The sequence below is a fragment of the Kitasatospora sp. NBC_01560 genome (assembly GCF_045208415.1).
Taxonomy (GTDB): Bacteria; Actinomycetota; Actinomycetes; order Streptomycetales; family Streptomycetaceae; genus Kitasatospora.
Genome location: NZ_CP109364.1, coordinates 2,988,282 through 3,011,319, shown reverse-complemented (window position 1 = coordinate 3,011,319; position 23,038 = coordinate 2,988,282). Strand labels below are relative to the sequence as shown.

Here is a 23,038-nt window from a genome sequence, read left to right as displayed (position 1 = left end):
CGGGTCAGGGCTTGAGGTTCTGGTTCAGGTGGAACAGGTTCCCGGGGTCGAACCGCCGCTTCAGCTCCACCAGACGGTCGTAGTTCCCCCGGTAGTTGGCCTCGATCCGGTGCTGGTCGTCGTGGTCCATGAAGCCGATGTAGCCGGCCTCGTCGGAGTGCGGCGCGAGGGCGGCGTAGTAGTCGCGCACCCAGGCGGTGTTGGTGTCGTTGTCGGCCGGGTCGGGCCAGACCCCGGCGATCACCGTGGCGAAGGTGGCCTCCCGGTGGGCGAAGGCCGTCGCGTCGGCCGCGACCCGGTGGCAGGCCCCGTTGATCGGGTAGATGTGCACCGCGGAGTTGACCGTCGGCACCCGCCGGCCGAACTCCTGGTGGGCGGCGATCGCGCCGTCGGTCAGCTCGCTCGCGAACAGGCCCTTCCAGTACTGCTGGAGGCCCGGCGGCAGCAGCGGGTCGAAGGCCTCGCCGAACGCCGGGTACGGCACCGGGCCGACGCCCTCGGCCACCACCGGTGCGGCGTCGCGCAGCGCGGCGAGCACCCGCTCGGCCTCGGCCGGCGGCCCCGCCCAGCAGGGCACCAGGAGAAGGAAGTTGTCGCCGACGCGGTCCTCGGGGATGAACGGCAGCGGCGGTGCGACGTGGAATCCGGGGAAGAGGCCCAGCTGCTCGGGGGCGTCCTGGATGTACTCGCGGTAGAAGCGCAGGACGTCGGCCGCGTGCTCCAGCTCGTAGACGACCGGCCCGGCCACCACGTCCTTGACCGGGCTCAGCCGGTACTCGAAGGACGTCACCGCGCCGAAGTTGCCGCCGCCGCCGCGCAGCGCCCAGAGGAGTTCGGGCTCCTCCTCCTCGCTCACCGTGTGGAACCGGCCGTCGGCGGTCACCACGTCGGCGGCGATCAGGTTGTCGCAGCTCAGCCCGAGCCCGCGGGCGAGGTGGCCGAAGCCGCCGTTCAGGGTCAGCCCGGCGATGCCGGTGCTGCCGATGATCCCGCCGGTCACCCCTAGCCCGAAGGCGTACCCGGCCGCGTTCAGGTCGCCCCAGGTGACGCCGCCCTCGCAGCGGGCCGTCCGGCGTTCCGGGTCGATCCGGACGCCGCGCAGGCCGGAGAAGTCGATCACCAGGCCGCCGTCGCACGTCCCGAACCCGGGCGCGCTGTGGCCGCCGCCGCGGACGGCGAGTTCCAGCCCGTTGTCCCGGGCGAAGCCGACCGCCGTCATCACGTCGCCGGCGTTGGCCACCCGGACGACCGCCGCGGGCCGCCGGTCGACCATGCCGTTGTAGACCCGGCGGGCCTCCTCGTACCCCGCGTCCGCGGGGGTGATCACCGCGCCCCGTACAAGCTCCCTCAAGCCGTCGACGGCTGCTCCGGCCATGACGACCACATCCTCTGGGTACCAGGCCGCCACGCAGCCCCGTCCGGAGGTCCCGGCGCCGCAGCCCTCCCCCTTCGACGGCAGGCGGGGCCGGGCAGGCCTGGTTTCCACGCTACGCCGCCCCGCCCGCGACGGCCCGGCGCGGCCCGGGGGCCGGCCGGCTCAGATGAACGGGAAGTTGACCGTCACCACGGTGTGCTGCGGGCGGCGCTCGCCCGCGGCGGGGGACTGCCCGGACACCTTGCCGGTACCGAACAGGTTGACGCCGCTGCTCTGCATCGCGAAGCCGGCGGCCTGCAGGGCCTTGGCGGCGTCCTCCTTGGACAGGCCGGTCACGTCCGGGACGGGCACCATGCCCTTGCTGACCACCAGCGAGACCGGCGTGTTCTCCGGCAGCTGCTGGCCGGCCGCCGGCGAGCTGCTGATCACCGCGCCCTCCGGCACGGTGTCGTTGTACGTCTCGGTGACGTTGCCGCGCGCCAGCTGGACGCCGGACAGGGCGGCGGCGGCCTGCTCGGCCGGCTTGCCGGCCAGCTCCGGCACGGCGATCCGCTTCGGGCCGCGGGAGACGGTGACGCCGACCGCGTCGCTCTTGCGGGCCCGGGCGCCGACCCCCGGATCGGTGGAGATCACCTGGCCGGCCGGGACGCTCTCGCTGTACACCTCGGTGAACCGCCCGTGCATGCCCGCGGCGTCCAGGACCCGCTGCGCCTCGGCGCGGTCCTTGCCGATCACGGCCGGGACGGTCGTGTACAGCGCGCCGGAGAGCGCGAACGTGGTGCCGCCGACCAGCAGCGCCAGCGCCGCCAGCACGGAGACCCAGATCAGCGGCCGGCGGGGGAGCCGGCGCGGCCGGCCGGCCCGCCGGGCCCGCGCCGGCGGCGGCGGTTCGTCGTACGGGCGCGGCTCGGTGAGCAGCTGGTCCATCACCTCGGGCGGGACGTCCAGCACACTGGTCCGCTCGACCGGGCCCGCGGCGGGCCCGGCGTCCGGCCGGGCGGCGGCCCGGGCGGCGGCGGGGCGGATCACCGAGGTCGGCTCGTTGGTCGGGTACTGCGGGCTGGACCGGGTGGAGGCGGGCGGCTCGGCGTCCAGCTGGTCCGGGGTGAGCGCCCGGCGTGCCCGCTGCAGGGCGGCCAGCAGCTCGACCGCGTCGAACGGGCGGGCCTGCGGGTCGCGGGCGCAGGCGCCGGTCACTATCGCGTCCAGCTCGGGCACGACGCCCGGCACGGTGGCCGAGGGCGCGGGCACGTCCTCGTGCAGGTGGCGGTACATCACCTGGACGGGGTTCTCGCCGGTGTGCGGGCGGTGGCCGGTGAGCATCTCGTACAGCAGGATGCCGGCCGCGTAGACGTCCACCCGCTGGTCGGTGTCGGCGCCGGGCCGGATCTGCTCGGGGGCCAGGTAGGAGACGGTGCCCAGGACGGTGCCGGTCGTCGCGGTGCCGGAGGCGGCCGCGCCGTCCGGGGCGTTCAGCACCCGGACCAGGCCGAAGTCGGCGACCTTGACCAGCCCGCCGTCGGTGATCAGGACGTTCTCCGGCTTGACGTCGCGGTGCACCAGGCCGGCCCGGTGGGCGGCGCCGAGCGCGGCGAGCACCGGCTCCAGGACGTCCAGGGCGGCCCGGATGGAGAGTGCGCCGCGGTCGCGCAGCAGGTCGCGCAAGGTCCGGCCGGGCACGTACTCCATGGCGAGGAAGACGTGGCCGCCGTCCGCGCCCTGGTCGAAGACGTTGACGACGTTGGGGTGGGCGAGCCGGGCCACTGCCTTGGCCTCGCGGATGAACCGGCCGGTGAAGCCGTCGTCGCCGGCCAGCGCGGGGTGCATCACCTTGAGGGCGACGACCCGGTCGAGCCGGGTGTCCGTCCCCCGGTAGACGGTGGACATCCCGCCGGCCGCGATCCGCTGTCCGACCAGGTACCGCCCGTCGAGCAGGGTGCCGGTCAGGGGGTCGTGCAGTGCCATGTCCGCCTTGTCCACCCGGCGAGTCTAGTGGTGGCGCCGTCGACGCGGCCCTCCCGCGGCTCCGCGCGGGGCGTTCGTGGCCGGGCTGTGACAGTGCGCCGCCGGCCCGGCCAGCCCGGCCCGGGCCCACCGGACGGCGGGCCCGGGCGGCCGGTCAGAACGCCGGGCGCTCGCGGGTGTCGAGGTCCGCCCGGCCGGCCATCGCGGAGGACGCCTCGGCGTGGAACCGCCGCGGGATGCGGCCGGCCCGGTGGGCCATGCGGCCGGCCTCGGCGGCGTGCCGCATCGCCCCGGCCATCAGCACCGGATCCTGGGCGCGGGTCACCGCGGAGGCGAGCATCACGGCGGCGCAGCCCAGCTCCATCGCCAGGGCGACGTCCGAGGCGGTGCCCGCACCGGCGTCCAGGATCACCGGGACGCCCGCGCCCTCCACGATCAGCTGGAAGTTGTGCGGGTTGCGGATGCCCAGGCCGGAGCCGATCGGCGAGCCGAGCGGCATGATCGCCGCGCAGCCGACGTCCTCCAGCTTGCGCGCCAGCACCGGGTCGTCGTTGGTGTAGGGCAGGACGGTGAAGCCGTCGTCGACCAGCGTCTCGGCGGCGTCCAGGAGCTCGATCGGGTCCGGCAGCAGGGTCCGCTCGTCAGCGATCACCTCCAGCTTCACCCAGTCGGTGCCCAGCGCCTCGCGGGCCAGCCGGGCGGTCAGCACGGCCTCGCCGGCGGTGAAGCAGCCGGCCGTGTTCGGCAGGATCCGGATGCCGTTGCGGGTCAGTACGTCCAGCACGGAGCCCTGGGTGGTGGCGTCGACCCGGCGCATCGCCACCGTGGTCAGCTCGGTGCCGGAGACCCGCAGGGCCTGCTCCAGGATCTCCAGGCTGGGGGCGCCGCCGGTGCCCATGATCAGGCGCGAGCCGAAGGTGGTGCCGGCGATGCTGAGGAGGTCCTTGTCGTCACCGGCGGCGCCGGTCGGGCCGGCAGGGGTGGCTGGGGCGGCAGGGGTGGCTGGGGCGGCAGGGGTGGCTGGGGCGGCAGGGGTGTCGGTGCGGAGCGGGGCGCTCACGGTCAGCCCCCCTGCACGGCGGTGAGGATCTCGATCCGGTCGCCCGGCGCGAGCTCCGTGAGCGGCCACGAACCGCGGGGCACCACGGCCTCGTTGAGCGCGGCGGCGACGCCGGTGTTGGCCCGGCTGAGGGTGGCCACCACCTCGGCGAGGGTGGTCGCGGCGGGTACCTGGCGGGGCTCGCCGTTGACGGTGAGGGGGATGTCGCTCATGCGGGGACCTCTGTGGTGAAGCGAGTGGGGGAGAACGGTGCGGCGAGCTCCGGCGTCGTGCCGGAGGCCAGGTACTCGGCGAGCAGGTCGGCGGTCACCGGGGTGAGCAGCACGCCGTTGCGGTAGTGGCCGGTGGCGGCGACCAGGCCGGGCAGGGCGGTCGGGCCGAGCAGCGGCGCGTTGTCCGGGGAGCCGGGGCGCAGCCCGACGGACGTCTCCACCAGCGGCAGCTCGGTGATGCCGGGGACCAGCTCGTGGGCGTCGCGCAGCAGCTCGTACACCCCGCCGGCGGTGACGGTGGTGTCGTAGCCCTGCTCCTCGGAGGTCGCGCCGATCACCAGCTCGCCGTTCTCCCGCGGCACCAGGTACAGGTGCTGTCCGCGGACCACCGCGCGGACGTTGCGGCTGAGGAACGGCCGGTACGCGGGCGGGATCCGCAGCCGCAGGATCTGGCCCTTCACCGGGCGGATCGCCGGCAGCACGCCGGCGGGCAGGCCGGGCAGCCGGTGGCTGTCCGGGCCGGCGGCGAGCACGACCCGGTCGGCGGTGACCGTCTCGCCGGTGCCGAGCCGGGCACCGACCGCCCGGCCGTCCTCGACCAGCAGCTCGGCCGCCGCGCTGGGCCGGACGGCCACGCCCGCGGCCTCGCCGGCCCGCAGCAGCGCCGTGAGCAGCCGGCGGCCGTCCACCTGGTGGTCGTCGGCGACGTGCAGGCCGCCGCGGACGCCCGGGGCGAGCATCGGCTCCAGCCGGCGCGCCTCCCGGCCGGTCAGCCACTGCGAGTCCAGGCCGAGCCGCAGGTGGAAGGCGTGCAGCTCGCGCAGCTCCGCGCGGTCGTCGGCGTCGAGCGCGACGGCCAGCGTGCCGCACTGCCGGTAGCCGGTGTCCTGCCCGCCGCTCGCCTCTTCGAGTTCGGCGGCGAAGGCCGCGTACCGCTGGTTGGAGGCCATCCCGAGGCGCAGCAGCGGCTCCTCGCCGTACTGGAGTTCGGTGACGGGTGCGAGCATGCCGGCCGCGACCCGGGCGGCGCCGCCGCCGGGGGAGGGGTCGGCCACGACGATCCGCAGCCCGCGTTGCGCCGCCCGCCAGGCGACGGCGAGGCCGATGATGCCCCCGCCGATCACCAGCACGTCGGCATGGCTGCCCGGTGCCAAGCGTGTCAAAGTCGCTGCTCTCCCTTCGCCGGTATGACCCGGATCAGGTTCGGACGGTCGCAGGCCGTTCCAGCCCGCCTCTCAGCCCGGTCCGCCGGGCTCCCGTGATGGTGCCCCCACCTTAACTCCGGGCCCTGCCGCCGCCGAAGGCGCGTACGAAGGGTGGACAGCGGGCCCGCCGGCGGCCCGGGCGGTGGCGGACGGCGCCCGCCGGGGCGCCAGTACAGTGACGGCGTGGCAGAGCTGAGCGGGACGGATCAGGTGGTGGTGGTCGGCGCCGGGCTGGCCGGGGCGCAGTGCGCGTCGGGGCTGCGCCGGGGCGGCTGGCGGGGGCGGATCGTGCTGGTCGGCGAGGAGCCGCACGCGCCCTACGACCGGCCGCCGCTCTCCAAGGAGGTGCTGCTCGGCAAGGCCGACGCCACCACCCTCGACATCGACTACCCGCACCTGGGCATCGAGCTGCTCACCGGCCGCCGGGCCACCGGGCTCACCCCGGGAGTGCTGCACACCGACGGCGGCGACCTGCCCTACGGCGCCCTGGTGATCGCCACCGGCGCCGCGCCGCGCGTCCTGCCCGGTGCCGAGCGCGCACACCTGCTGCACACCCTGGACGACGCCCTGGCGCTGCGCGCCCTGCTCCGCCCCGGCCTGCGGCTGGTGCTGGTCGGTGCGGGCTGGATCGGCGCCGAGGTGGCCACGGCGGCCCGCGCGGCCGGCTGCGAGGTGACGGTGGTGGAGGCCGGCCCGGCGCCCGTCCCCGGCGCGCTGCCGGCCGGGATCGGCCGCGCGATGGCCGCCTGGTACGCCGAGGCCGGGGTCGAGCTGCGCTGCGGGGCCGCCGTCGCGGCCGTCGAGCCCGGCGCCGTCCTGCTGGCCGACGGCTCGCGCCTGCCCGCCGACGAGGTGGTGGTCGGCATCGGGGCGCGCCCGGCGACGGACTGGCTGGCCGGCTCCGGGATCGAGCTCGACGCGGCCGGCGCCGTCCTGGTGGACGAGCGGCTGCGCACCAACCTGCCCGGCGTCCACGCGGCGGGGGACTGCGCGAGCTACCCGTCCGCCCGCACCGGCGCCCGGCTGACCGTCCAGCACTGGGACCACGCGCTGCAGTCCGGCGAGGCGGCCGCCGCCGCGGTGCTGGGCGCGGACGTGCCGTACGACCCGGTGCCGTACTTCTGGTCGGAGCAGTTCGGCCGGACGGTGCAGTACGCCGGGCGCCACCGCGAGGGGGACGAGCTGCTCGGGCGGGGCTCGCCGCAGGACGCGTCCTGGGCGGTGCTCTGGCTGCGCGACGGCGTGCTGCGCGCCCTGCTCACGGTGGACCGCCCGCGCGACCTCACCCAGGGCCGCCGCCTGATCGAGCGCGGCGCGGTGCTCGACCGGGCCCTCGCGGCGGACCCCGCGGTGCCGCTCAAGTCGGCCGTCGCCGGCTGACGGGCCGTCCCTTTGGTGCGCGGGGGGCCGCCGAGGTGGCAGTCTGGTGGCGTGAGCGAGATCGAGAACAAGATTGAAGCCCTGGTCACCGACTGGATGTACCTGCCCGACATCTCGGAGCAGTGGGGCGTCCGGGTCACCGAGGTGCGTGACCTGGTCAAGAGCGGCGGCCTGATCGCCGTCCGGCGCGGCCCGAACAGGTCGCTCCAGGTGCCGGCCGCCTTCATCGACGGCCCGGGCCTGGTCAAGCACCTGTCCGGCACCCTGACCGTGCTGCGGGACTGCGGGTACAACGACGCGGAGATCCTGGAGTGGCTCTTCACCGAGGACCCTTCGCTGCCCGGCAGCCCCATCCAGGCACTGCAGGAGAACCGCGGCACCGAGGTCAAGCGGCGCGCCCAGGCGATGCTGATCTGATGGCGGCCGACACGCTGCGACGCCGGCTCGCCGACGCCCGGCTCTACCTCTGCACCGACGCGCGGCGCGAGCAGGGCGACCTCGCGGAGTTCCTGGACGCGGCCCTGACCGGCGGGGTGGACATCGTCCAGCTCCGCGACAAGGGGTTGGAGGCCAAGCAGGAGCTGGCCGCCCTGGAGGTCTTCGCCGACGCCTGCCGCCGGCACGGCAAGCTGCTGGCGGTCAACGACCGCGCCGACGTCGCGCACGCGGCCCGCCCGGACGTCCTGCACCTCGGGCAGGACGACCTGCCCGTCCCGGCGGCCCGGGCGATCCTCGGCGAGGACGTCCTGATCGGCCGCTCCTGCCACGCCGAGTCCGAGGTGGACGCGGCGGTCGCCGAGCCCGGCGTGGACTACTTCTGCACCGGCCCGGTCTGGCCCACCCCGACCAAGCCCGGCCGGCACGCGCCCGGCCTCGGCCTGGTCGGGTACGCGGCGAAGCAGGTCACCGACCGGCCGTGGTTCGCCATCGGCGGGATCGACCTCGGCAACCTCGACGAGGTGCTGGCCGCCGGCGCGAGCCGGGTCGTGGTGGTCCGCGCCATCACCGCGGCGGACGACCCGCAGGCCGCCGCCGCCGCGCTCGCCGCACGGCTGCGCCGGGCCTGACCGCCCCGGGGGCCGCGGCCGTTCCCGTACCGGCGCGTTCAGTACCCGGCGTGCTCAGTACTTGCGGACGGTGGCGGCCTCCGCCAGCGCCAGCAGCACCGCCCGGGCCGGCCCGTCGGCCAGCGGCGCCGCCTCCAGCGCGGCCAGCGACTGCGCCATCAGCTCCTCGATGCGGCGCTCCACCCGTTCGGCGGCGCCGCTGCGCCCGACCAGCGTGCGCAGCCGGGCCACCTCCTCGGGGCCGAGGTCCGGGGCGCCGAGGCGCTCGTCCAGGTGGCGGGCGTCGGCGGCGGGCAGCCCGCGCATCGCGTGGGCGACCAGCAGGGTGCGCTTGCCCTCGCGCAGGTCGTCGCCGGCCGGCTTGCCGGTGACCGCAGGGTCGCCGAAGACCCCGAGCAGGTCGTCCCGGAGCTGGAACGCCTCCCCCAGCGGCAGGCCGAACGCGCCGTACGCCTCGACCAGCTCCGCGGGGGCGCCCGCCAGCAGGGCGCCGACCTGCAGCGGTCGCTCGATCGTGTACTTGGCCGACTTGTAGTGCAGGACGGTCTGCGCCCGGTCCAGCGCGCCCGGGTCGGTGGAGTCGCCGGCGACCGGCTCCAGCACGTCCAGGTACTGGCCGACCATGACCTCCGTCCGCATCAGGTCGAACATCGGCTTGGCCGCGAGCACCGCGGCGGGCTCCAGGCCCGAGCGCAGGAACAGCTCGTCGCACCAGATCAGCAGCAGGTCACCGAGCAGCACCGCGGCCGAGGCGCCGTACTGCTCGCGGTCCCCGCGCCAGCCGCTCTCGCGGTGCAGCGCCTCGAAACGGCGGTGCACCGACGGCAGGCCGCGGCGGGTGTCGCTGCGGTCCATCAGGTCGTCGTGGACGAGCGCGCTCGCCTGGAGCAGCTCCAGGGCGGCCGCCGCGTTGGCGATGCCCTCGCCCCCGGCGGCCCCGCCGGCGCCGCGCCAGCCCCAGTAGCAGAACGCCGGGCGGAGCCGCTTCCCGCCGTCCAGCAGGAAGTCGCGCAGCGCGTCGGTGGCCGGGCCGAGCTGCGGGGAGATCTTCCCGAGCAGGGCCGCCCGACCGTCCATGAAGCCGGCGAGGGCCGCGTTGACGCGCTCGCGCACGTCCTCCACGTCAATGGGGTGGGCCGGCCGGTGGCTGGGCGAGGTCACGATGAGGCTCCGGAGGTTTTCGCTGGGGTGCAGCCAGCCTAGCCGGGCGGCCGGGAACGGCTGTACGGACGGGACTCCGGTGGCCCCCGGGGCGGCGGTGGACGGAAGGGGAGGGGTGTCCGCCGATTGTCTCAATTGCTGGGACCGAGTTGTCCCGGCCCTTCGCCCGGCGGTTAACCTGCCAACATGGCACTCGGCGTCGCTTCCACCAGAACAGACCGCGCGTTGACGGTCCGCGAGCTTCTGGCGGCCGGCAAGCGATCCTTCTCCTTCGAGTTCATGCCCCCGCGCACCGAGGTCGGCGAACAGCGTCTCTGGGACGCCATCCGCCGCCTCGAACCGCTCGACCCCAACTTCGTCTGCATGACGTACGGGGCCGGCGGCTCCTCCCGCGAGCGCACCGTCAACATGGTCGGCCGGATCGCCACGGAGACCACGCTGACCCCCGTCGCCCACCTGACCGCCGTCGATCACTCGATCGCCGAGCTGCGCAACATCATCGGCCAGTACGCCGACCAGGGCGTGCGCAACGTCCTCGCGGTGCGCGGCGACCCGCCCGGCGACCCGCTGGGCGAGTGGGTGAGCCACCCGCAGGGGGTCACCTACGCGTACGAGCTGGTGGAGCTGATCAAGGGCATCGGTGACTTCTGCGTGGGCGTGGCCGCCTCGCCGAACATGCACCCGCGCTCCACCGACTGGGACGAGGACATCCGGCACTTCGTCGCGAAGATCCGCTCCGGCGCCGACTACGCGATCACCCAGATGTTCTTCGAGGTCGACGACTACCTGCGGCTGCGCGACCGGGTCGCGGCGGCCGGCTGCGAGGCGCCGATCATCCCGGAGATCATGCCGGTCACCAACGCCAAGCAGCTGGAGCGGTTCCCGCAGCTGAGCGGTTCGGCCTTCCCGGCGGACCTGGAGGCCCGGCTGCGCGCCTCGATCGACGACCCGGCGGCGCTGCGCGCGATCGGCATGGAGCACGCCACCGCGATGTCCGAGCGGCTGCTCGCCGAGGGTGCCCCCGGCCTGCACTTCATCACGCTCAACCACTCGACCGCGACGCTGGAGATCTACCAGAACCTCGGTCTCCACCAGCGCTGAACCGCTCCGCCGGGCCGGCGGACGGGGCGGGCCGGGCGGCCGGGAACGCGATGCGGTACCCCGGCCGTTGAACCGGTACAGTCGCCGGACACGCGCGGCGCGCGCGGGCACGCGACTGGAGGTAGCGGGCGGATGGGTATCGGATACCTGCTGCTGTACGCCGCGTTGGCGGTGGTGGCGCTCTGGCTGGTGGCCGAGCTGCTGCTGCAGAACCGGGCCCCGGTGCACTGGCGGGCCCTCGCCCTGGCCGGCTTCCTCGGAGTGCCCGCCGGGATGGCGGCCGGCTCGGTCCTGGTGATCGGTGCGGGCGCCGCGGCGTTCGCGGCCGGCCAGACCCTCGTCACCCTCTCCGTGAAGCGCGGCTACGCGGCCGGCTGGTCGCTGCGCAAGGCCGACGGCGGCCTGCCCGGCCCGCTGGCCAAGGTGCCGCTGCTCGGTGCGCTCACCGGCGGTGCGGCCGTGGCCGCCGCGGTGGCGGCGGACCGGATCGGCACGGTCAGCGCGGTCGAGGAGACCCCGGAGCCGTCCCCGGTGCGCGAGGACGTGCCGGCCGTCGAGCAGACCGCCGCCTTCGAGATGCAGGAGCTCGCCGCGGACGGCGTCTACGCCGCCGGGTACTACGAGCAGCCGGGCCAGCACGTCCAGCAGTCGGACCAGCACGTCCAGCAGCAGGCGCAGCACCAGCAGCAGTACGGCTACGACCAGCAGCAGGCCTGGGACCAGAACGGCCGGCAGCAGTGGCAGCACCAGCAGCAGCCGGCCTTCGCCTACGACCAGGGCTACGGCACCTACCAGCAGCAGGCCGTCCAGCCGGACGCGTACGGGACGTACCCGCAGCAGGTCGACGCCTACGGCAGCTACCAGCCGCAGCCCGAGCACCAGCAGCAGTACGGCTACGACCAGCAGCAGCAGTGGCAGCAGCAGCCGGACCAGCAGCAGCCGGACCAGCAGCACCTGCCGCAGGGCATCCCGCACCAGCCGCAGTACGACTACGGCTACCAGCAGCAGAACACCTGGCAGCAGCAGCAGGGCTGAGCCGGGGGCGACCCGGTCAGGCCGGGCCGATCAGACCGGCCACGACGGAGGCCGACATGCCGACCCGGGCCAGTCCGCCGCCGGGGTGGGCGGCGCCACCGACCAGGTAGAGGCCGGGCACCGGCGACGCGTTGGCGAACTGCAGCCAGTTCCCGCCGTCCCCGGCCAGGGCGGGGCGGGGGACGCCGCCCAGGAAGGCACCGGTCTCCCGCCGGGTGTCCTCGGGGGTGCGGACCACCCGCCACAGGACCCGCTCGCGCAGGCCGAGGCCGGCCGCGTCGACGTGGTCGAGCAGCCGGTCGGCGTAGCGCTCGGCCAGGCCGGGCGCCGTCCAGTCGACGCCACCGTCGTCCCGGGTGCCCTGGGCCGGCACGGTCACCGTCAGCACCGCGCTCTCGTGGTCGTCGTCCGGCCGCAGGGAGGGGTCGTCGGGCCGCAGGACCTGGACGGTCGGGCGCTCGCAGAGGCCGGTGCTGAGCGTCAGGGCGTTCCACTCGGCCGCCGCGTCGGCGGCGTGCACCACGGTGCGGTGCACCGTCCCCGCCGGCCGGGCCCCGCGCAGCGCGAGCAGCACGCTGAACCGGCCGCTCGGCTCCTGGTACGGCCCCCACGCGGCCGGGTCACCGCCGTCCGGCCACTCGGCGATGCGCCGGCGGAACAGTGCCCAGGCGTCCATCGAGGAGATCACCAGGTCGGCGTCGATCCGGCCGGCCGCCGTCCCGACCCCCACCGCCCGGCCGTCCGCCACGACGACCCCGGTGACCTCGGTGTCGAAGCGGAAGTCCACCCCGCGCTGCTCGCACCGCCGGTGCACCGCGTCGGCCAGGGCGCGGATGCCGCCCCGGACGTACCAGACGCCGAAGGACTGCTCCATGTACGGCAGCACGGTGGCGCTCGCGGGGGCGGTGTCCGGGTGGAGGCCGAAGCGCAGTGCGTACTCGTTCAGCAGGGCGGTCAGGCCGGGGTGGCCGCCGAGTTCGTGGCGCGCGACGCTGCTGAGCGTCCAGGGCCGGGGGCGGGTCAGCCGGGCCAGCAGGCCCTTGCGCGGCGGCGCCGGGTACGGGTCGGTGTGCAGCGGTGTGCGGTCGGCCGGGAGCGGCTCCTCCAGCAGCGGGCGGCGGGTGGCCTCCCAGACCGTCCGGCCGTGGTTCATCACCTCGGCCCAGCGGGCGCCCGCGCCGGCGCCGAAGGCACCGTCCAGCGCCTGGACGACGCCGCCGCGGGAGGCGTTCGGCAGGACCAGGCCGGTGCCGTCGGCGAACAGGTGCCGGCTCTCCGGGTCGACCGGGGCCAGCCCGACCAGCTCCTCCAGCGGCTCCCGGCCGGTCTTCAGCGCGAGGTCGCGGTAGACCGCCGGGAGGGTGAGCAGCCCGGGGCCGGTGTCGAAGGCGAAGCCGTCGCGCTCGTACCGGCCGACCATGCCGCCGTACGTGCCGCCCGCCTCGCAGACCGTCACCCGGTGTCCGAGGGTCGCGAGCCGGGAGGCCGCCGCGAGCCCGCTCATTCCTGCGCCGATGATGACGATCCGTGCCATGGCCAGATCCTATGGCTGGGCGCCGTACACCCCGTCCACGGGTTGCGGCCGGCCGGCCGCGCGGGCCGCCCTTCGCTCCCGGCGGCGGTCGCGGAACCGGCGGATCCGGGTGATCACGAACCGGACCAGCAGCAGGCCGGCGATCAGCAGCACGGCGGCGATCGAGGCGGCCGCCCACGGATGGAAGATCGCCAGGGTGACCAGGCCGGCGACCGAGAGGTCCTCGGCGAGGCTGACCACGATGTTGCTGGCCGGCTCGGGCGAGGTGTTGACCGCCATCCGGAGCGAGGCCTTCACCAGGTGGCTGACCAGGGCCGTCGTCCCGCCCACCGCGCCCGCCGCGACCTCGGGCAGCGAGCCCGGGTCGGCGCTCGCGATCAGTGCGCCCACGGTGGCACCCGCGATCGGACGGATCACGGTGTGGACGGTGTCCCAGAGGCTGTCCACGTACGGGATCTTGTCGGCCACCGCCTCCAGCAGGAACAGCACGGCCGCCGCGATCAGCACGTCGGTGCGCTCCAGCGCGGGCGGCACCGAACCGGCTTCGGCGAACCGGCCCAGCAGGCCGAGCAGCAGCACCACCGCGTACGCGTTGATCCCGCTCGCCAGCCCGCTGGTGAAGACCAGCGGAAGGATGGTCATCCGTTCCTCCTCCGAGTGCCGCCGGGATCCGCCCGGCTCGCCGTACCGTACCGGGACGCCGGGCGGGCGACCTCCGGTTCCCGGCCCGCACGGCCTGAGTACGGATACTCAGAAACACGGTTGAGTATCCGAGCGGATGGCCCTGCGACCTGCGCGGACGGCACAGTGGTGGACACCGGGACGGCGGCGCGTCGGGCGCTGCGGGACCGGGACGGCGGACAGCTGCCGTCCGACGGCCGCGACGGTCGCCGGGCGTCACCGGCTGGTCCGCACCGGAGCCGGACGCAGGCCGTGCACCGCCGACACGGGGCGGCGGAGCGCGGTCAGGGGGGACCGGTGATCCTGGGGGCTCCGAAGCGCCGGGAACGGGGGCGGCGCTCCGGTCGGTGCGGGGCGGCGGTGCGCGGGGCCGGGGGGGAACGGCCGGGCGGCCGCCGCCCGCACGCATGCCCGGGGGCCCGCGGCCCGGCGGCGGAGCCGGATCTTCGGCGGAGCCGGATTGTCAGTGGTGCCGGTCACGATGGAGGAGCACGGACCACCCGGTCCGTGCGCTGCCTCGGAACGGGGGAGACCATGACCGTCAGCCGGCCCGGACCAGTCCCCGCACGCCTCCACTCCGCCTCCCACCGACCGGCCGCGCCGCAGCCCGAGGGCCACCGGCCGGGCACCGGTGCCCCGTCCGGCGGGGACGTGCACCCCGTCCTGCGCCGGGCCGCCGCCCCGCCCGCCGCACTCGGCCTGCTCGCCGACGCCCACCGCACGCTCGCCGGCTCCCGCCTCCTGGAGGACCCGCTGGAGCGGTACGCCACCGCCCACCTCGCCGCCCTGCGCACCGTCGCGGCGGTGCTGGCCGTCCGCGGCCGGCCGGAGAAGAGCGCCCGGCGGCGCCAGGCGATCCGCAGCGCCTGGGAGGTGCTGCCCGAGGTCGCCCCCGAGCTCGCCGAGTGGGCGGTGTACTTCGCGGCGGGGGCCCGCCGCCGCGCGGCCGCCGAGGCCGGGATCAGGGGGGCCGCCTCGGCCCGCGACGCCGACGACCTGATCCGCAACACGGCGCTCTTCCTGCGCCTGGCCGAGCGGCTGCTCGGCCTGCGCCCGGCCCCGCCCGCCCCGCGGCTGCCGCTGGACGGCGGCGGCGGTGACGACCCGGGCGCCCCGCGGTGACCGGCGGCACGGCCGCGCACCCCGGCCGGTCTAAGGTGGAGGCATCCTGATCGATCTGCACGTGCCAAGGAGCCCGACCTTGTACCCGACGCGTCCCCGCAGCGCCCTGCGTACCGCCGTGGTGTGGGAGGTGGTGCGGGCAGCCCTGGAGAAGCGGGCGGCCGAGCTGGACCAGCCGGTGCTCGACGTGGTCGACACCGGTGGCGGCACCGGGAACTTCGCCGTCCCGGTGGCCCGGCTCGGTCACCGCGTCACCGTGGTCGACCCGAGCCCGGACGCGCTGTTCGCGCTGGAGCGCCGCGCCGTCGAGGCCGGCGTGACGGACCTCGTCCGCGCCGTCCAGGGCGACACCCAGACGCTGCCCGAGCTGGTCGCCCCCGGCACCGTCGACGCGGTGCTCTGCCACGGCGTCCTGGAGGTCGTGGACGACCCTGCCGAGGCGCTCGGCAGCCTGGCCGGCACGCTGCGCCGCGGTGGCTTCGTCAGCCTGCTCGCCGCCAACCGCAACGGCGCGGTGCTGGCCCGCGCGCTCGGCGGCCACTTCAACGACGCCCGGACGGTGCTGGAGGCCACCGACGGCCGCTGGGGCGAGCACGACCCGATGCCGCGCCGCTTCACCGGCGACGAGCTGGACCGCCTGGCGGCCGGCGCGGGCCTGCGGGTGGACTCGGTGCACGGCGTGCGGGTCTTCGCCGACCTGGTGCCCGGCGTCCTGGTGGACGCCGAGCCGGGTGCGCTGGAGGCGCTGCTCAAGCTGGAGGAGGCCGCCGCCGGGCAGCCCGCCTTCCACGCCGTCGCGACCCAGCTCCACCTGTTGGCCACCCTCGCCTGACCGGAGCGCCCGCAGTCGTTCGCCGTCCGCTCACCGGCCCGGCGCCGTCCGCTCACCGGCCGATCACCCCCTGATCACCACCCGGTTCCCGGCCGGCGTGCGCCCGGCCGGCGGACCGGCTCCGCCGAAGCTCCCCAGGTCCCGGCCGATTCCACCCGGTCGGGCACTTGTCCGTGCGGTGCCGCGTTGTGTCCTAGTGCGGCAGGGAGCGCCCGAAGCGGCCCCGCCCACGCGTGGTCGACCACCCCGTAACGGGGCGGTGGACCGTATGATCTGGGTAAAGCCGGAAAGCATGACAGCCGGATGCATGGGGCATATGGACCACACGGACCCGGGCCCCCGTACAGGCGTCCGACCGCGTGTTCCCAAGGCTGATTGGACTTGCCTCCCCGACCGGGGCGGCGGACCGGTCGCACCCGCGACCGACGAGTAGGAGGACTCCGTGCCGCTCTCGGAGCACGAGCAGCGACTGCTCGACCAGATGGAGCGAGCGCTGTATGCCGAAGATCCCAAATTCGCGTCGGCGCTAGAGGGAACCGGGCTGCGCGCTCACACCCGTCGGCGGGTCTATCTGGCCATCGGCGGCTTCGTGGTGGGCATCGGCCTGCTGATGGGCGGCATGGTCGTGCCCGACCAGATCTGGGTCAGCGTCGTCGGATTCCTGGTCATGCTCGGGTGCGCGGTCTTCGCCGTGACGGGCTGGCGCCGGGGCCCGGCCGGCCAGGCGTCCGGTCCGCGCCCGGCCGCCGCTCCGCGCCGCAAGGCGGGGATGATGGACCGGGTCGAGCAGCGCTGGCAGCGCCGGCGGGACGAGCAGACCGGCGGCTTCTGATCCTTCGGACACCGGGGCCCGCGAACGTCGGGGCCGGTTGATCCGCACCGGCCGTGCCGCAGCACCGCATCCGCACCGGCCGGGCCACCCCGGGCAGCACCCGTGAACGCCGCGAGGGCGGGCAGTCGAAGCGACTGCCCGCCCTCGGCGCTGTCCTGGCCGGGTGCTGTCCCGGTCAGGCCTTCCCGTCGCACTGCGGGCCGCCCCGGCGGCGCAGCCGGTCCCGCAGGCGGCCGAGCGGTCCGGTGACCGTCCCCGCCGCCCGGGTCAGCCGGCTCCGCACCGCGAGCCGCCCGGCCAGCACCGCGTCGGAGATCCGCCACCAGAGCTGGGCCGAGGACGGCGGCAGCAGCGCCGCCCTCGCCCGGCCCGCCCGGCCGGCGCCGGCCCGCAGGCCGTCCCGGGCGGTCCGGACGTCGGCCATCACCGGCGCCGACACCTCGGCGGACCGGGCGTAGAGCACCCGCTCGGTGGCCATTGCCACCCGGCCGGCGGCGGCCGCCGACGCCTCGTCCAGCTCGGCGGCCTCGGCGATCCGGCGGGCGGCGGCGCGCGGGGTGCGCGACTCGTCCGGCGCGATGCCGACGTCCCAGGCGGAGTCGACGAGCTCGTCCCAGGCGGCCAGCACCTGCTCGTCGGTCAGCCCGGTCGGGCCGGTCGGGCCGTCCCCGCCGGGCCGGCGCCGCCCGGCCGCCCCGAGCCGGCGGCGGCGCAGCAGCGTCCGCCAGAGCATCGGGGTGAGCAGCAGCAGGATCAGCACCAGGACGCCGGCCAGCGTGGTCAGCACCTGCCAGGAGAGCAGCCAGGACTCCTGCTGGGCGCCGGCGGCGGTCCGCTTCTCGTCCCCGCACTCGCCCATCCGCCGCAGCTTCGGGTCGCAGTCGCTGCTGTTGGAGGGCAGCGCGACCGGGGCCGAGCTCTGCGCGGCGGCGGTCGGGGCGGCGGTCGGCGCGGTGGAGGGCTGGGCGACGGCTTCGGTGTAGCTCGGCTGCACGCCGACGCTCTTGGTGGGCTCGAAACGCGTCCAGCCGAAGCCCTCGAAGTACAGCTCGGGCCAGGCGTGGTACATCAGGCCGTTCACCGAGTACAGGTCGTTGCCCTTGGCGTCGCCCGGGGTGAAGCCGACCGCGACCCGGGCGGGGATGCCCAGGGTCCGGGCCATCGCCGCCATGGTGGAGGCGAAGTGCACGCAGAAGCCCCTGCGCTCGTTCAGGAACACCTCGATCGCGGAGTTGCCGGTGCCGGCCTTGATCTTGGTGTCGTAGGTGAAGTCGGGTCCGGTGAACCAGTCCTGCAGGGCGAGGGCCTTGTCGTAGCCCGTTTTCGCGTTCCGGGTGACGGCCTCGGCCTGCTGACGGACCAGCGCGGGCAGGTCCTTGGGCAGCTCGGTGTAGCGCTCGATGATCTGGGAGCGGGCCGGCTGCGCCTGGCGGAGCTCCTGGGCGGTGGGCCGGACGTCCAGTGCGGTGACCTTGTACTCCAGGCCCTTGAGCGCCTTCTCCTTGCCCCTGGCCGGCAGCACGGTGCCGGTGAGGGTGTCCACCCGCCAGTTGCCGGGGCTGGGGACGCCGACGCTCTGTGCGGGGTAGGGCATCGGCAGCCAGCCGGACTCCAGCCTGTCGCTGATCCTGAAGTCGCCCTGGACCGCCACGACGTTGGTGTCCTTGAGGCCCTCGGGAGGGGGGAAGGGGGCCTTGAGGTCCATGCTGCCGGGGTTGCTGAGCTTCCACGCGGCGCCGTCGAAGGCGTCCAGCGAACCGGTCCGCAGGTAGGCGGTGTCCGCCAGGCTGCTGTCCATCCGGTAGGTGAGCAGTTCCGCGCTGGTGGGCCGGGTGATCGCGGCCTCCAGGGTGACCAGCGGATCCAGATTGCTCGCACCCCCGACGCCGCCGGAGCCGCCCCCGGAGCTGCTGTGGATCAGTCCGCCGTCCCAGTGCGGCAGGAAGGCCGGCACCAGCAGGGCGACGGCCAGTGCCAGGATGCCGACCCGCTGGCCGCCCAGGCTGAGCGAGCCGCCGCCCTCGCCGGTGCGCGCGGAGCCGCGGAACACCCGGCCCCAGCGGGAGACCCGGTCCTGGCCCTCGGCGAAGAGCAGCACCAGGTAGCCGGCGGCCGCGAGGCCGAACCAGATCCAGCTGCCACGTTCGCCGGCCAGCCCGTTGCCCACCGAGTAGAGCGCCAGCAGCGGCAGCCCGGCCAGGGCGGAGCGCCGGTACGTCACCGCGACGGTGTCCACCACGATGGCGATCAGCCCGACCGAGCCGACCAGCATCAGCCGCAGGCCCGGGGTGGGCGGTGCCGGGATCGCGTACTCCCGGATGTCGTCCAGCCCGTGGCCGAGCACCCGGGCGAGCGTCTGCACCGACTCGGTGCCGGGGATCACCCCGCCGAACTTGTTGGTGGAGCTCGCGAAGCCGACCAGCAGCAGCACCAGCAGCACGAAGAGCTGCCCGAGCGGCACCGTCCAGCGGTAGAAGGGGGTGCGGCGCAGGCCCGCACCGGCCGCCGCGACCAGCGCGACCACCAGGACGGCGTGGGTGATCCAGCCCTTGGTGGTGAGGAGCGGGGTCAGGCAGAGCGCGGCCAGGGCGGTGGCCAGCGCCGAGTACACGGTCAGTTTGGCCCGGGTGGTCACGCGCCGGCCTCTTCTCGGTAGGGGGAGGGCGACTCGGTCCGGTCGGCGGCCTGCCACAGGTCGGGGGCGGAGTCCCCGGCGCGGACCGGCAGGACCGTCCAGCCCGCCTCGCGCAGCTGCCGGACCCGGGCGCGGAACTCCTCGCCGCCGGTGTCCGGCGCGAGCATCCGCAGGCCGGCCCAGGTGCCGGTGTCGAGCAGGAAGACCACCGCGCCGCCGGTGCGGTTGCGCAGCCGGGCCAGCCGGGTGGTCTGGGCCTCGTCCAGCTCGCCGACGACGGCGACCAGCAGGCCCTCACCGGTGGCCCGCAGCGGCTCCTCGGCGCGGGAGAGGCCGCCGCCGTCCGAGAGGTCGACCACCGCGAGCGCGTCCAGGATCTGGCCGGAGGCGTCGGCGGCGGTGTTGCCGCCGCCGGCGGCGGGGCCGGGGACGCAGTGGCCGGTGTCGGTGAGCAGGCGGGTCTGGTAGCCGCGCTCCAGCAGGTGGACGGCGACCGAGGCGGCACAGCTGACCGCCCATTCGAAGGAGGAGGCGGGGCCGCTGCCGCGGTGGCCCGTCTCGCGGGTGTCGAGCAGCACGGTGGCCCGGGCCTTCTGCGGCTGCTCCTCGCGGCGGACCATCAGCTCGCCGTACCGGGCGGTGGACTTCCAGTGCACCCGGCGCAGGTCGTCGCCGGGCCGGTACTCGCGCAGGATGACGTCGTCGTCGCCGGCCAGCGCCAGAGTGCGGGTGTGGCTCTCGCCCTGGCCGGCCCACTCGCCGCTGATCCGGACGTGCGGCAGGTGCTGTACCTGCGGCACCACGGTGAGGACGTCGGAGGCGGCGAAGGAGCGGTTCAGCTCGCACATCCCGAACGGGTCGGAGAGCCGCAGCTGGAGCGGGCCGAGCGGGTAGCGGCCGCGCAGGTCCGAGCGGACCCGGTAGGACACCTCGCGGTTGCCGCGCGGCTCGACCCGGTCCAGCACGAACCGCGGGCGCGGCCCGAGCACGTACGGGACCTTGTCCTCCAGCAGCAGCAGGCCGGTGGGCACCCGGGAGACGTTGTCCACCCGCAGGTGGACCCGGGCCTCCTGGCCGGCCACCGCCCGGCGCGGCGAGAGCCGCCGGCCGCTGGCCACCCGGTAACGGGTGTTCGCCAGCAGCAGCGCGGCGGCCAGCGGCAGCGCCGCGAGCAGGACGCCGACGCGCAGCAGCGCGTCCTGGTCGAGCAGGTAGGCGCAGGCCACCGCGGTGCCGCCGGCGGCCAGGAAGGAGCGGCCGCGGGTGGTGAGGCCGCGCAGGCCGGCGCGCAGGCCCGACGGTGCGTCGGACGGCCCCACCTCAGCCCCTCCGGACGGCCGGGCCGCCCTGCGGGCGCGGCAGCGGCAGGCGGGCGACGAGGTCGGCCACGATCTGCTCGGAGGTGCGCCGGCTGAGCTGGGTCTCGGCGGTGGGCATCAGGCGGTGGGCGAGCACCGGCACGGCCAGCCGCTGGATGTCGTCCGGCGTGACGTAGTCGCGCCCGTCCAGCGCGGCGGCGGCGCGGGCGGCGCGGACCAGGTGCAGGGTGGCGCGCGGCGAGGCGCCGAGCCGCAGTTCGTGGCTGGACCGGGTGGCGCCGACCAGGTCGACGGCGTACCGGCGGACCGGATCGGCGACGTGCACGGTGCGCACCAGCTCGATCAGCTTGAGGATGTCGGCGGCGTGCGCGACCGGCTGGAGGTCCTCCAGCGGGCTGGCGCCGCCGTGCACGTCGAGCATCGCGAGCTCGGCCTCGGGGCTCGGGTAGCCCATCGAGATCCGGGCCATGAAGCGGTCCCGCTGGGCCTCCGGGAGGGGGTAGGTGCCCTCCATCTCGACCGGGTTCTGGGTGGCCACCACCATGAACGGCGACGGCAGCTCGTAGCTGGTGCCGTCGATGGTGACCTGGCGCTCCTCCATCGACTCCAGCAGCGCGGACTGGGTCTTCGGCGAGGCGCGGTTGATCTCGTCGCCGACCACGATCTGGGCGAAGATCGCGCCCGGGCGGAACTCGAAGTCGCGCTGGTGCTGGTCGAAGATGTTGGTGCCGGTGACGTCCGAGGGCAGCAGGTCCGGGGTGAACTGGATGCGCCGCACGGTGCAGTCGACGGACCGGGCCAGCGCCTTGGCCAGCATGGTCTTGCCGACGCCGGGCACGTCCTCCAGCAGCAGGTGGCCCTCGGCGAGCAGCACGGTCAGCGCGATCCGGACGGCCTCCGGCTTGCCCTCGATCACGCTCTCGATGTTGGCCCGCACGCGGTCCACGACGGCGGCGAGCTCCGGCAGACCGACCGGGAGGTACCCGGGCGTCCGCTGATCGCCCCCCGTACGACCTTCGAGACCGGCCTGATCGTTGTAGCTCGTCACCCGTTCGCTCCCTGGCACGCTGCGCCCGCCTCACCCCGAGACCGGCCCCCACCCCATGCTTGACGCGGGCCCTCCGGGAGCGGTTCCGTGCGGGAACCGGTGCCGGGGGTTGCGGCCTGCGGCCTGGCCGCCCCAGGTGGTTCGGGGTCCGACCGGCAGGCGCATTCTCCCCCGGGTGGCGGCCAGAAGTCACCATTGCGCCGGGAAGCGTCGGGGAAGCCCGGGGGGAAGCGTACGGAGGGCCGCCGGGGCAGCACCCCGGTCCGGCCGGGCGGTCGGCGCGGCGCTGCGGCGGATCGTCGGTGCACGGCGCCGCGCGGTGCCGGGGTGGCCGCCGCGGGGCCCGGACGACACTGGCCGGGCCGGGGTGGCGGAGCGGGGGTGGGACAGGGTCAGGAGATCTCGCGGAGCAGCCCGGTGTGGACGTCGAACACGAAGCCGCGCACGTCGTCGGTGTGCAGCAGGAAGGGGGAGGTGCGCACCCGCTGCATGGACTGCCGGACGTCGCTGTCCAGGTCGACGAAGGACTCCACCGCCCACTGCGGGCGCTGGCCGACCTCCAGCTCCAGCTCGCGCCGGAAGTCCTCGGTGAGGCCGAGCAGGCCGCAGCCGGTGTGGTGGATCAGCGCGACCGAGCGGGTGCCGAGGGCGCGCTGGCTGATGGTGAGGGAGCGGATGGTGTCGTCGGTGACGACGCCGCCCGCGTTGCGGATGACGTGGGCGTCGCCGAGTTCCAGGCCGAGCGCCGCGAACAGGTCGAGGCGGGCGTCCATGCAGGCGACCACGGCGATCTTCTGGACCGGGCGGGCGTCCATGCCGCCGTCGCGGAAGGTCACCGCGTAGTCGCGGTTGGACGCGACGAAGCGGTCGATGATGGTCGGTGCGGCGGAGTCGGCAGCGGCGGTCGGCGTGGGCCGGTCGGGGGTCACTGTCATACCGGAGACGTTAGTGCGATTCGGTGCTCCGTGGTGAGGCCGGGGTCCACAGAGCACGGGGCTGTGACCGAGCGCATATCCACAAGCCGGCGCTCCGGTCGGCCGGTTCGGCATGGTATGTCCGACGTGCTCCGGGGGCCTGCCGCCGGGGCGCGCGCCGCCCGGCGCCGCCCCGGACGGTGCCGCCGCCGGGCCGCCGGGACGGCTTCGACCTGCGGTGATCCGTTCCGCCGCCCGGGTGGTGCGCCGGAGCGGACGATTGACTGACCGGGCCTGGGCGATAGAGTTGCGGCGCAGTGGAGCACACCCCCCGGGGCCCGTCAACCGGGCCCTTCCGGCCGGTCCGGCGTCCGACGCGGCCCGTGGCCTCCACCCGCTCCGTGCCACCTGGCGCACCTTCCCCGGCGCCGGGCGGCCAGTACCTTCCCCAGGAGCGGGCGGGGACCACGGGCCGCGTCCGCGGCCGCCGGAGCTCCCCCAGGCGCCGGTCGCGGCGCGCAGTGGGCCAAAATGGTCGGAAGCTCCCGGACACCGGGCTG

The 23,038-nt window shown here is 75.5% G+C and carries 20 protein-coding genes and 1 riboswitch; of the genes, 8 read left to right on the top strand and 12 right to left on the bottom strand.

What is annotated here, in order from left to right; translation table 11 throughout:
* Window positions 1–4: 4 nt before the first annotated feature.
* The 5 genes from OH807_RS12875 to thiO form a co-directional block, all read right to left on the bottom strand.
* The gene (locus OH807_RS12875) at window positions 5–1,375 is read right to left on the bottom strand and encodes an FAD-binding oxidoreductase (RefSeq protein WP_406197764.1); all 1,371 of its coding nucleotides are present in this window, start codon (window positions 1,373–1,375) and stop codon (window positions 5–7) included.
* Between the two features lie 162 nt (window positions 1,376–1,537).
* Entirely contained in the window at window positions 1,538–3,355 is a 1,818-nt protein-coding gene (pknB, locus tag OH807_RS12870) for a Stk1 family PASTA domain-containing Ser/Thr kinase (RefSeq protein ID WP_406197762.1), read from the bottom strand.
* 139 nt (window positions 3,356–3,494) lie between these two features.
* Window positions 3,495–4,271, bottom strand: a complete 777-nt coding sequence (locus OH807_RS12865) for a thiazole synthase (protein ID WP_406210956.1) — start codon at window positions 4,269–4,271, stop codon at window positions 3,495–3,497.
* 131 nt (window positions 4,272–4,402) lie between these two features.
* Complete coding sequence (gene thiS, locus OH807_RS12860) at window positions 4,403–4,612, bottom strand: sulfur carrier protein ThiS (RefSeq protein WP_406197759.1); 210 nt, start codon at window positions 4,610–4,612, stop codon at window positions 4,403–4,405.
* Complete coding sequence (gene thiO / locus OH807_RS12855) at window positions 4,609–5,775, bottom strand: glycine oxidase ThiO (protein ID WP_406197757.1); 1,167 nt, start codon at window positions 5,773–5,775, stop codon at window positions 4,609–4,611. Before thiO ends, thiS begins: the two co-directional genes overlap by 4 nt.
* Window positions 5,770–5,882: riboswitch (TPP riboswitch) on the bottom strand. Its footprint overlaps the gene before it by 6 nt.
* 118 nt (window positions 5,883–6,000) lie before the next feature.
* Between thiO and OH807_RS12850 the strand changes: the two genes are divergently transcribed.
* From OH807_RS12850 to thiE, 3 genes are read left to right on the top strand one after another with little or no spacing between them, the layout of a single operon-like run.
* Window positions 6,001–7,197: an NAD(P)/FAD-dependent oxidoreductase gene (locus tag OH807_RS12850; RefSeq protein ID WP_406197755.1), complete on the top strand. Its 1,197-nt coding sequence runs from the start codon at window positions 6,001–6,003 to the stop codon at window positions 7,195–7,197.
* 51 nt (window positions 7,198–7,248) lie between these two features.
* Entirely contained in the window at window positions 7,249–7,614 is a 366-nt protein-coding gene (locus OH807_RS12845) for an Rv2175c family DNA-binding protein (protein WP_406197754.1), read from the top strand.
* The gene (thiE, locus tag OH807_RS12840; RefSeq protein WP_406197751.1) at window positions 7,614–8,264 is read left to right on the top strand and encodes a thiamine phosphate synthase; all 651 of its coding nucleotides are present in this window, start codon (window positions 7,614–7,616) and stop codon (window positions 8,262–8,264) included. The genes OH807_RS12845 and thiE overlap by 1 nt, the downstream gene beginning before the upstream one ends.
* Before the next feature lie 54 nt (window positions 8,265–8,318).
* Here the strand turns inward: thiE and OH807_RS12835 are convergent, their stop codons facing one another.
* Entirely contained in the window at window positions 8,319–9,425 is a 1,107-nt protein-coding gene (locus OH807_RS12835; protein WP_406197749.1) for a polyprenyl synthetase family protein, read from the bottom strand.
* Window positions 9,426–9,611: 186 nt separating this feature from the next.
* Between OH807_RS12835 and metF the strand changes: the two genes are divergently transcribed.
* Window positions 9,612–10,526: a methylenetetrahydrofolate reductase [NAD(P)H] gene (metF, locus tag OH807_RS12830; RefSeq protein ID WP_406197746.1), complete on the top strand. Its 915-nt coding sequence runs from the start codon at window positions 9,612–9,614 to the stop codon at window positions 10,524–10,526.
* Window positions 10,527–10,658: 132 nt separating this feature from the next.
* Window positions 10,659–11,561 (top strand): hypothetical protein, encoded by a 903-nt coding sequence (locus tag OH807_RS12825; RefSeq protein WP_406197744.1) that lies wholly within the window; start codon window positions 10,659–10,661, stop codon window positions 11,559–11,561.
* Between the two features lie 16 nt (window positions 11,562–11,577).
* On the opposite strand, the gene OH807_RS12820 is transcribed toward OH807_RS12825, so the two are convergent.
* Complete coding sequence (locus OH807_RS12820; protein WP_406197741.1) at window positions 11,578–13,095, bottom strand: phytoene desaturase family protein; 1,518 nt, start codon at window positions 13,093–13,095, stop codon at window positions 11,578–11,580.
* Between the two features lie 9 nt (window positions 13,096–13,104).
* Complete coding sequence (locus OH807_RS12815) at window positions 13,105–13,737, bottom strand: DUF4126 domain-containing protein (protein ID WP_406197739.1); 633 nt, start codon at window positions 13,735–13,737, stop codon at window positions 13,105–13,107.
* A gap of 573 nt (window positions 13,738–14,310) precedes the next feature.
* On the opposite strand from OH807_RS12815, the gene OH807_RS12810 reads away from it, so the two are divergent.
* From OH807_RS12810 to OH807_RS12800, 3 genes are all read left to right on the top strand, one after another.
* Window positions 14,311–14,898 carry an SAV_6107 family HEPN domain-containing protein gene (locus tag OH807_RS12810; protein ID WP_406197737.1) on the top strand — a complete coding sequence of 196 codons (588 nt, stop codon included), beginning with the start codon at window positions 14,311–14,313 and terminating at the stop codon, window positions 14,896–14,898.
* A gap of 79 nt (window positions 14,899–14,977) precedes the next feature.
* The gene (locus tag OH807_RS12805) at window positions 14,978–15,730 is read left to right on the top strand and encodes a methyltransferase domain-containing protein (protein WP_406197735.1); all 753 of its coding nucleotides are present in this window, start codon (window positions 14,978–14,980) and stop codon (window positions 15,728–15,730) included.
* Window positions 15,731–16,172: 442 nt separating this feature from the next.
* Complete coding sequence (locus OH807_RS12800) at window positions 16,173–16,562, top strand: DUF3040 domain-containing protein (protein ID WP_406197733.1); 390 nt, start codon at window positions 16,173–16,175, stop codon at window positions 16,560–16,562.
* A gap of 175 nt (window positions 16,563–16,737) precedes the next feature.
* Here the strand turns inward: OH807_RS12800 and OH807_RS12795 are convergent, their stop codons facing one another.
* The 4 genes from OH807_RS12795 to OH807_RS12780 form a co-directional block, all read right to left on the bottom strand.
* Entirely contained in the window at window positions 16,738–19,197 is a 2,460-nt protein-coding gene (locus OH807_RS12795) for a transglutaminaseTgpA domain-containing protein (RefSeq protein ID WP_406197731.1), read from the bottom strand.
* Complete coding sequence (locus OH807_RS12790; protein ID WP_406197729.1) at window positions 19,194–20,516, bottom strand: DUF58 domain-containing protein; 1,323 nt, start codon at window positions 20,514–20,516, stop codon at window positions 19,194–19,196. The genes OH807_RS12795 and OH807_RS12790 overlap by 4 nt, the downstream gene beginning before the upstream one ends.
* Window position 20,517: 1 nt before the next feature.
* Window positions 20,518–21,483, bottom strand: coding sequence for an AAA family ATPase (locus OH807_RS12785; protein ID WP_406210954.1), 966 nt, complete (start codon window positions 21,481–21,483; stop codon window positions 20,518–20,520).
* A 473-nt stretch (window positions 21,484–21,956) separates the two neighbouring features.
* On the bottom strand, window positions 21,957–22,499 hold the full coding sequence (locus OH807_RS12780) for a beta-class carbonic anhydrase (protein WP_406197727.1): 543 nt from the start codon (window positions 22,497–22,499) through the stop codon (window positions 21,957–21,959).
* Between the last annotated feature and the right edge of the window lie 539 nt (window positions 22,500–23,038).

What these genes read in the sequence shown, in the direction of transcription:
- OH807_RS12810 (WP_406197737.1), top strand. Translation starts at nt 14,311, where the DNA reads ATGACCGTCAGCCGGCCCGGACCAGTCCCCGCACGCCTCCACTCCGCC.
- thiS (WP_406197759.1), bottom strand. Translation starts at nt 4,612, where the DNA reads ATGAGCGACATCCCCCTCACCGTCAACGGCGAGCCCCGCCAGGTACCC.
- OH807_RS12820 (WP_406197741.1), bottom strand. Translation starts at nt 13,095, where the DNA reads ATGGCACGGATCGTCATCATCGGCGCAGGAATGAGCGGGCTCGCGGCG.
- thiE (WP_406197751.1), top strand. Translation starts at nt 7,614, where the DNA reads ATGGCGGCCGACACGCTGCGACGCCGGCTCGCCGACGCCCGGCTCTAC.
- OH807_RS12815 (WP_406197739.1), bottom strand. Translation starts at nt 13,737, where the DNA reads ATGACCATCCTTCCGCTGGTCTTCACCAGCGGGCTGGCGAGCGGGATC.
- OH807_RS12825 (WP_406197744.1), top strand. Translation starts at nt 10,659, where the DNA reads ATGGGTATCGGATACCTGCTGCTGTACGCCGCGTTGGCGGTGGTGGCG.
- OH807_RS12780 (WP_406197727.1), bottom strand. Translation starts at nt 22,499, where the DNA reads ATGACAGTGACCCCCGACCGGCCCACGCCGACCGCCGCTGCCGACTCC.
- OH807_RS12875 (WP_406197764.1), bottom strand. Translation starts at nt 1,375, where the DNA reads ATGGCCGGAGCAGCCGTCGACGGCTTGAGGGAGCTTGTACGGGGCGCG.
- metF (WP_406197746.1), top strand. Translation starts at nt 9,612, where the DNA reads ATGGCACTCGGCGTCGCTTCCACCAGAACAGACCGCGCGTTGACGGTC.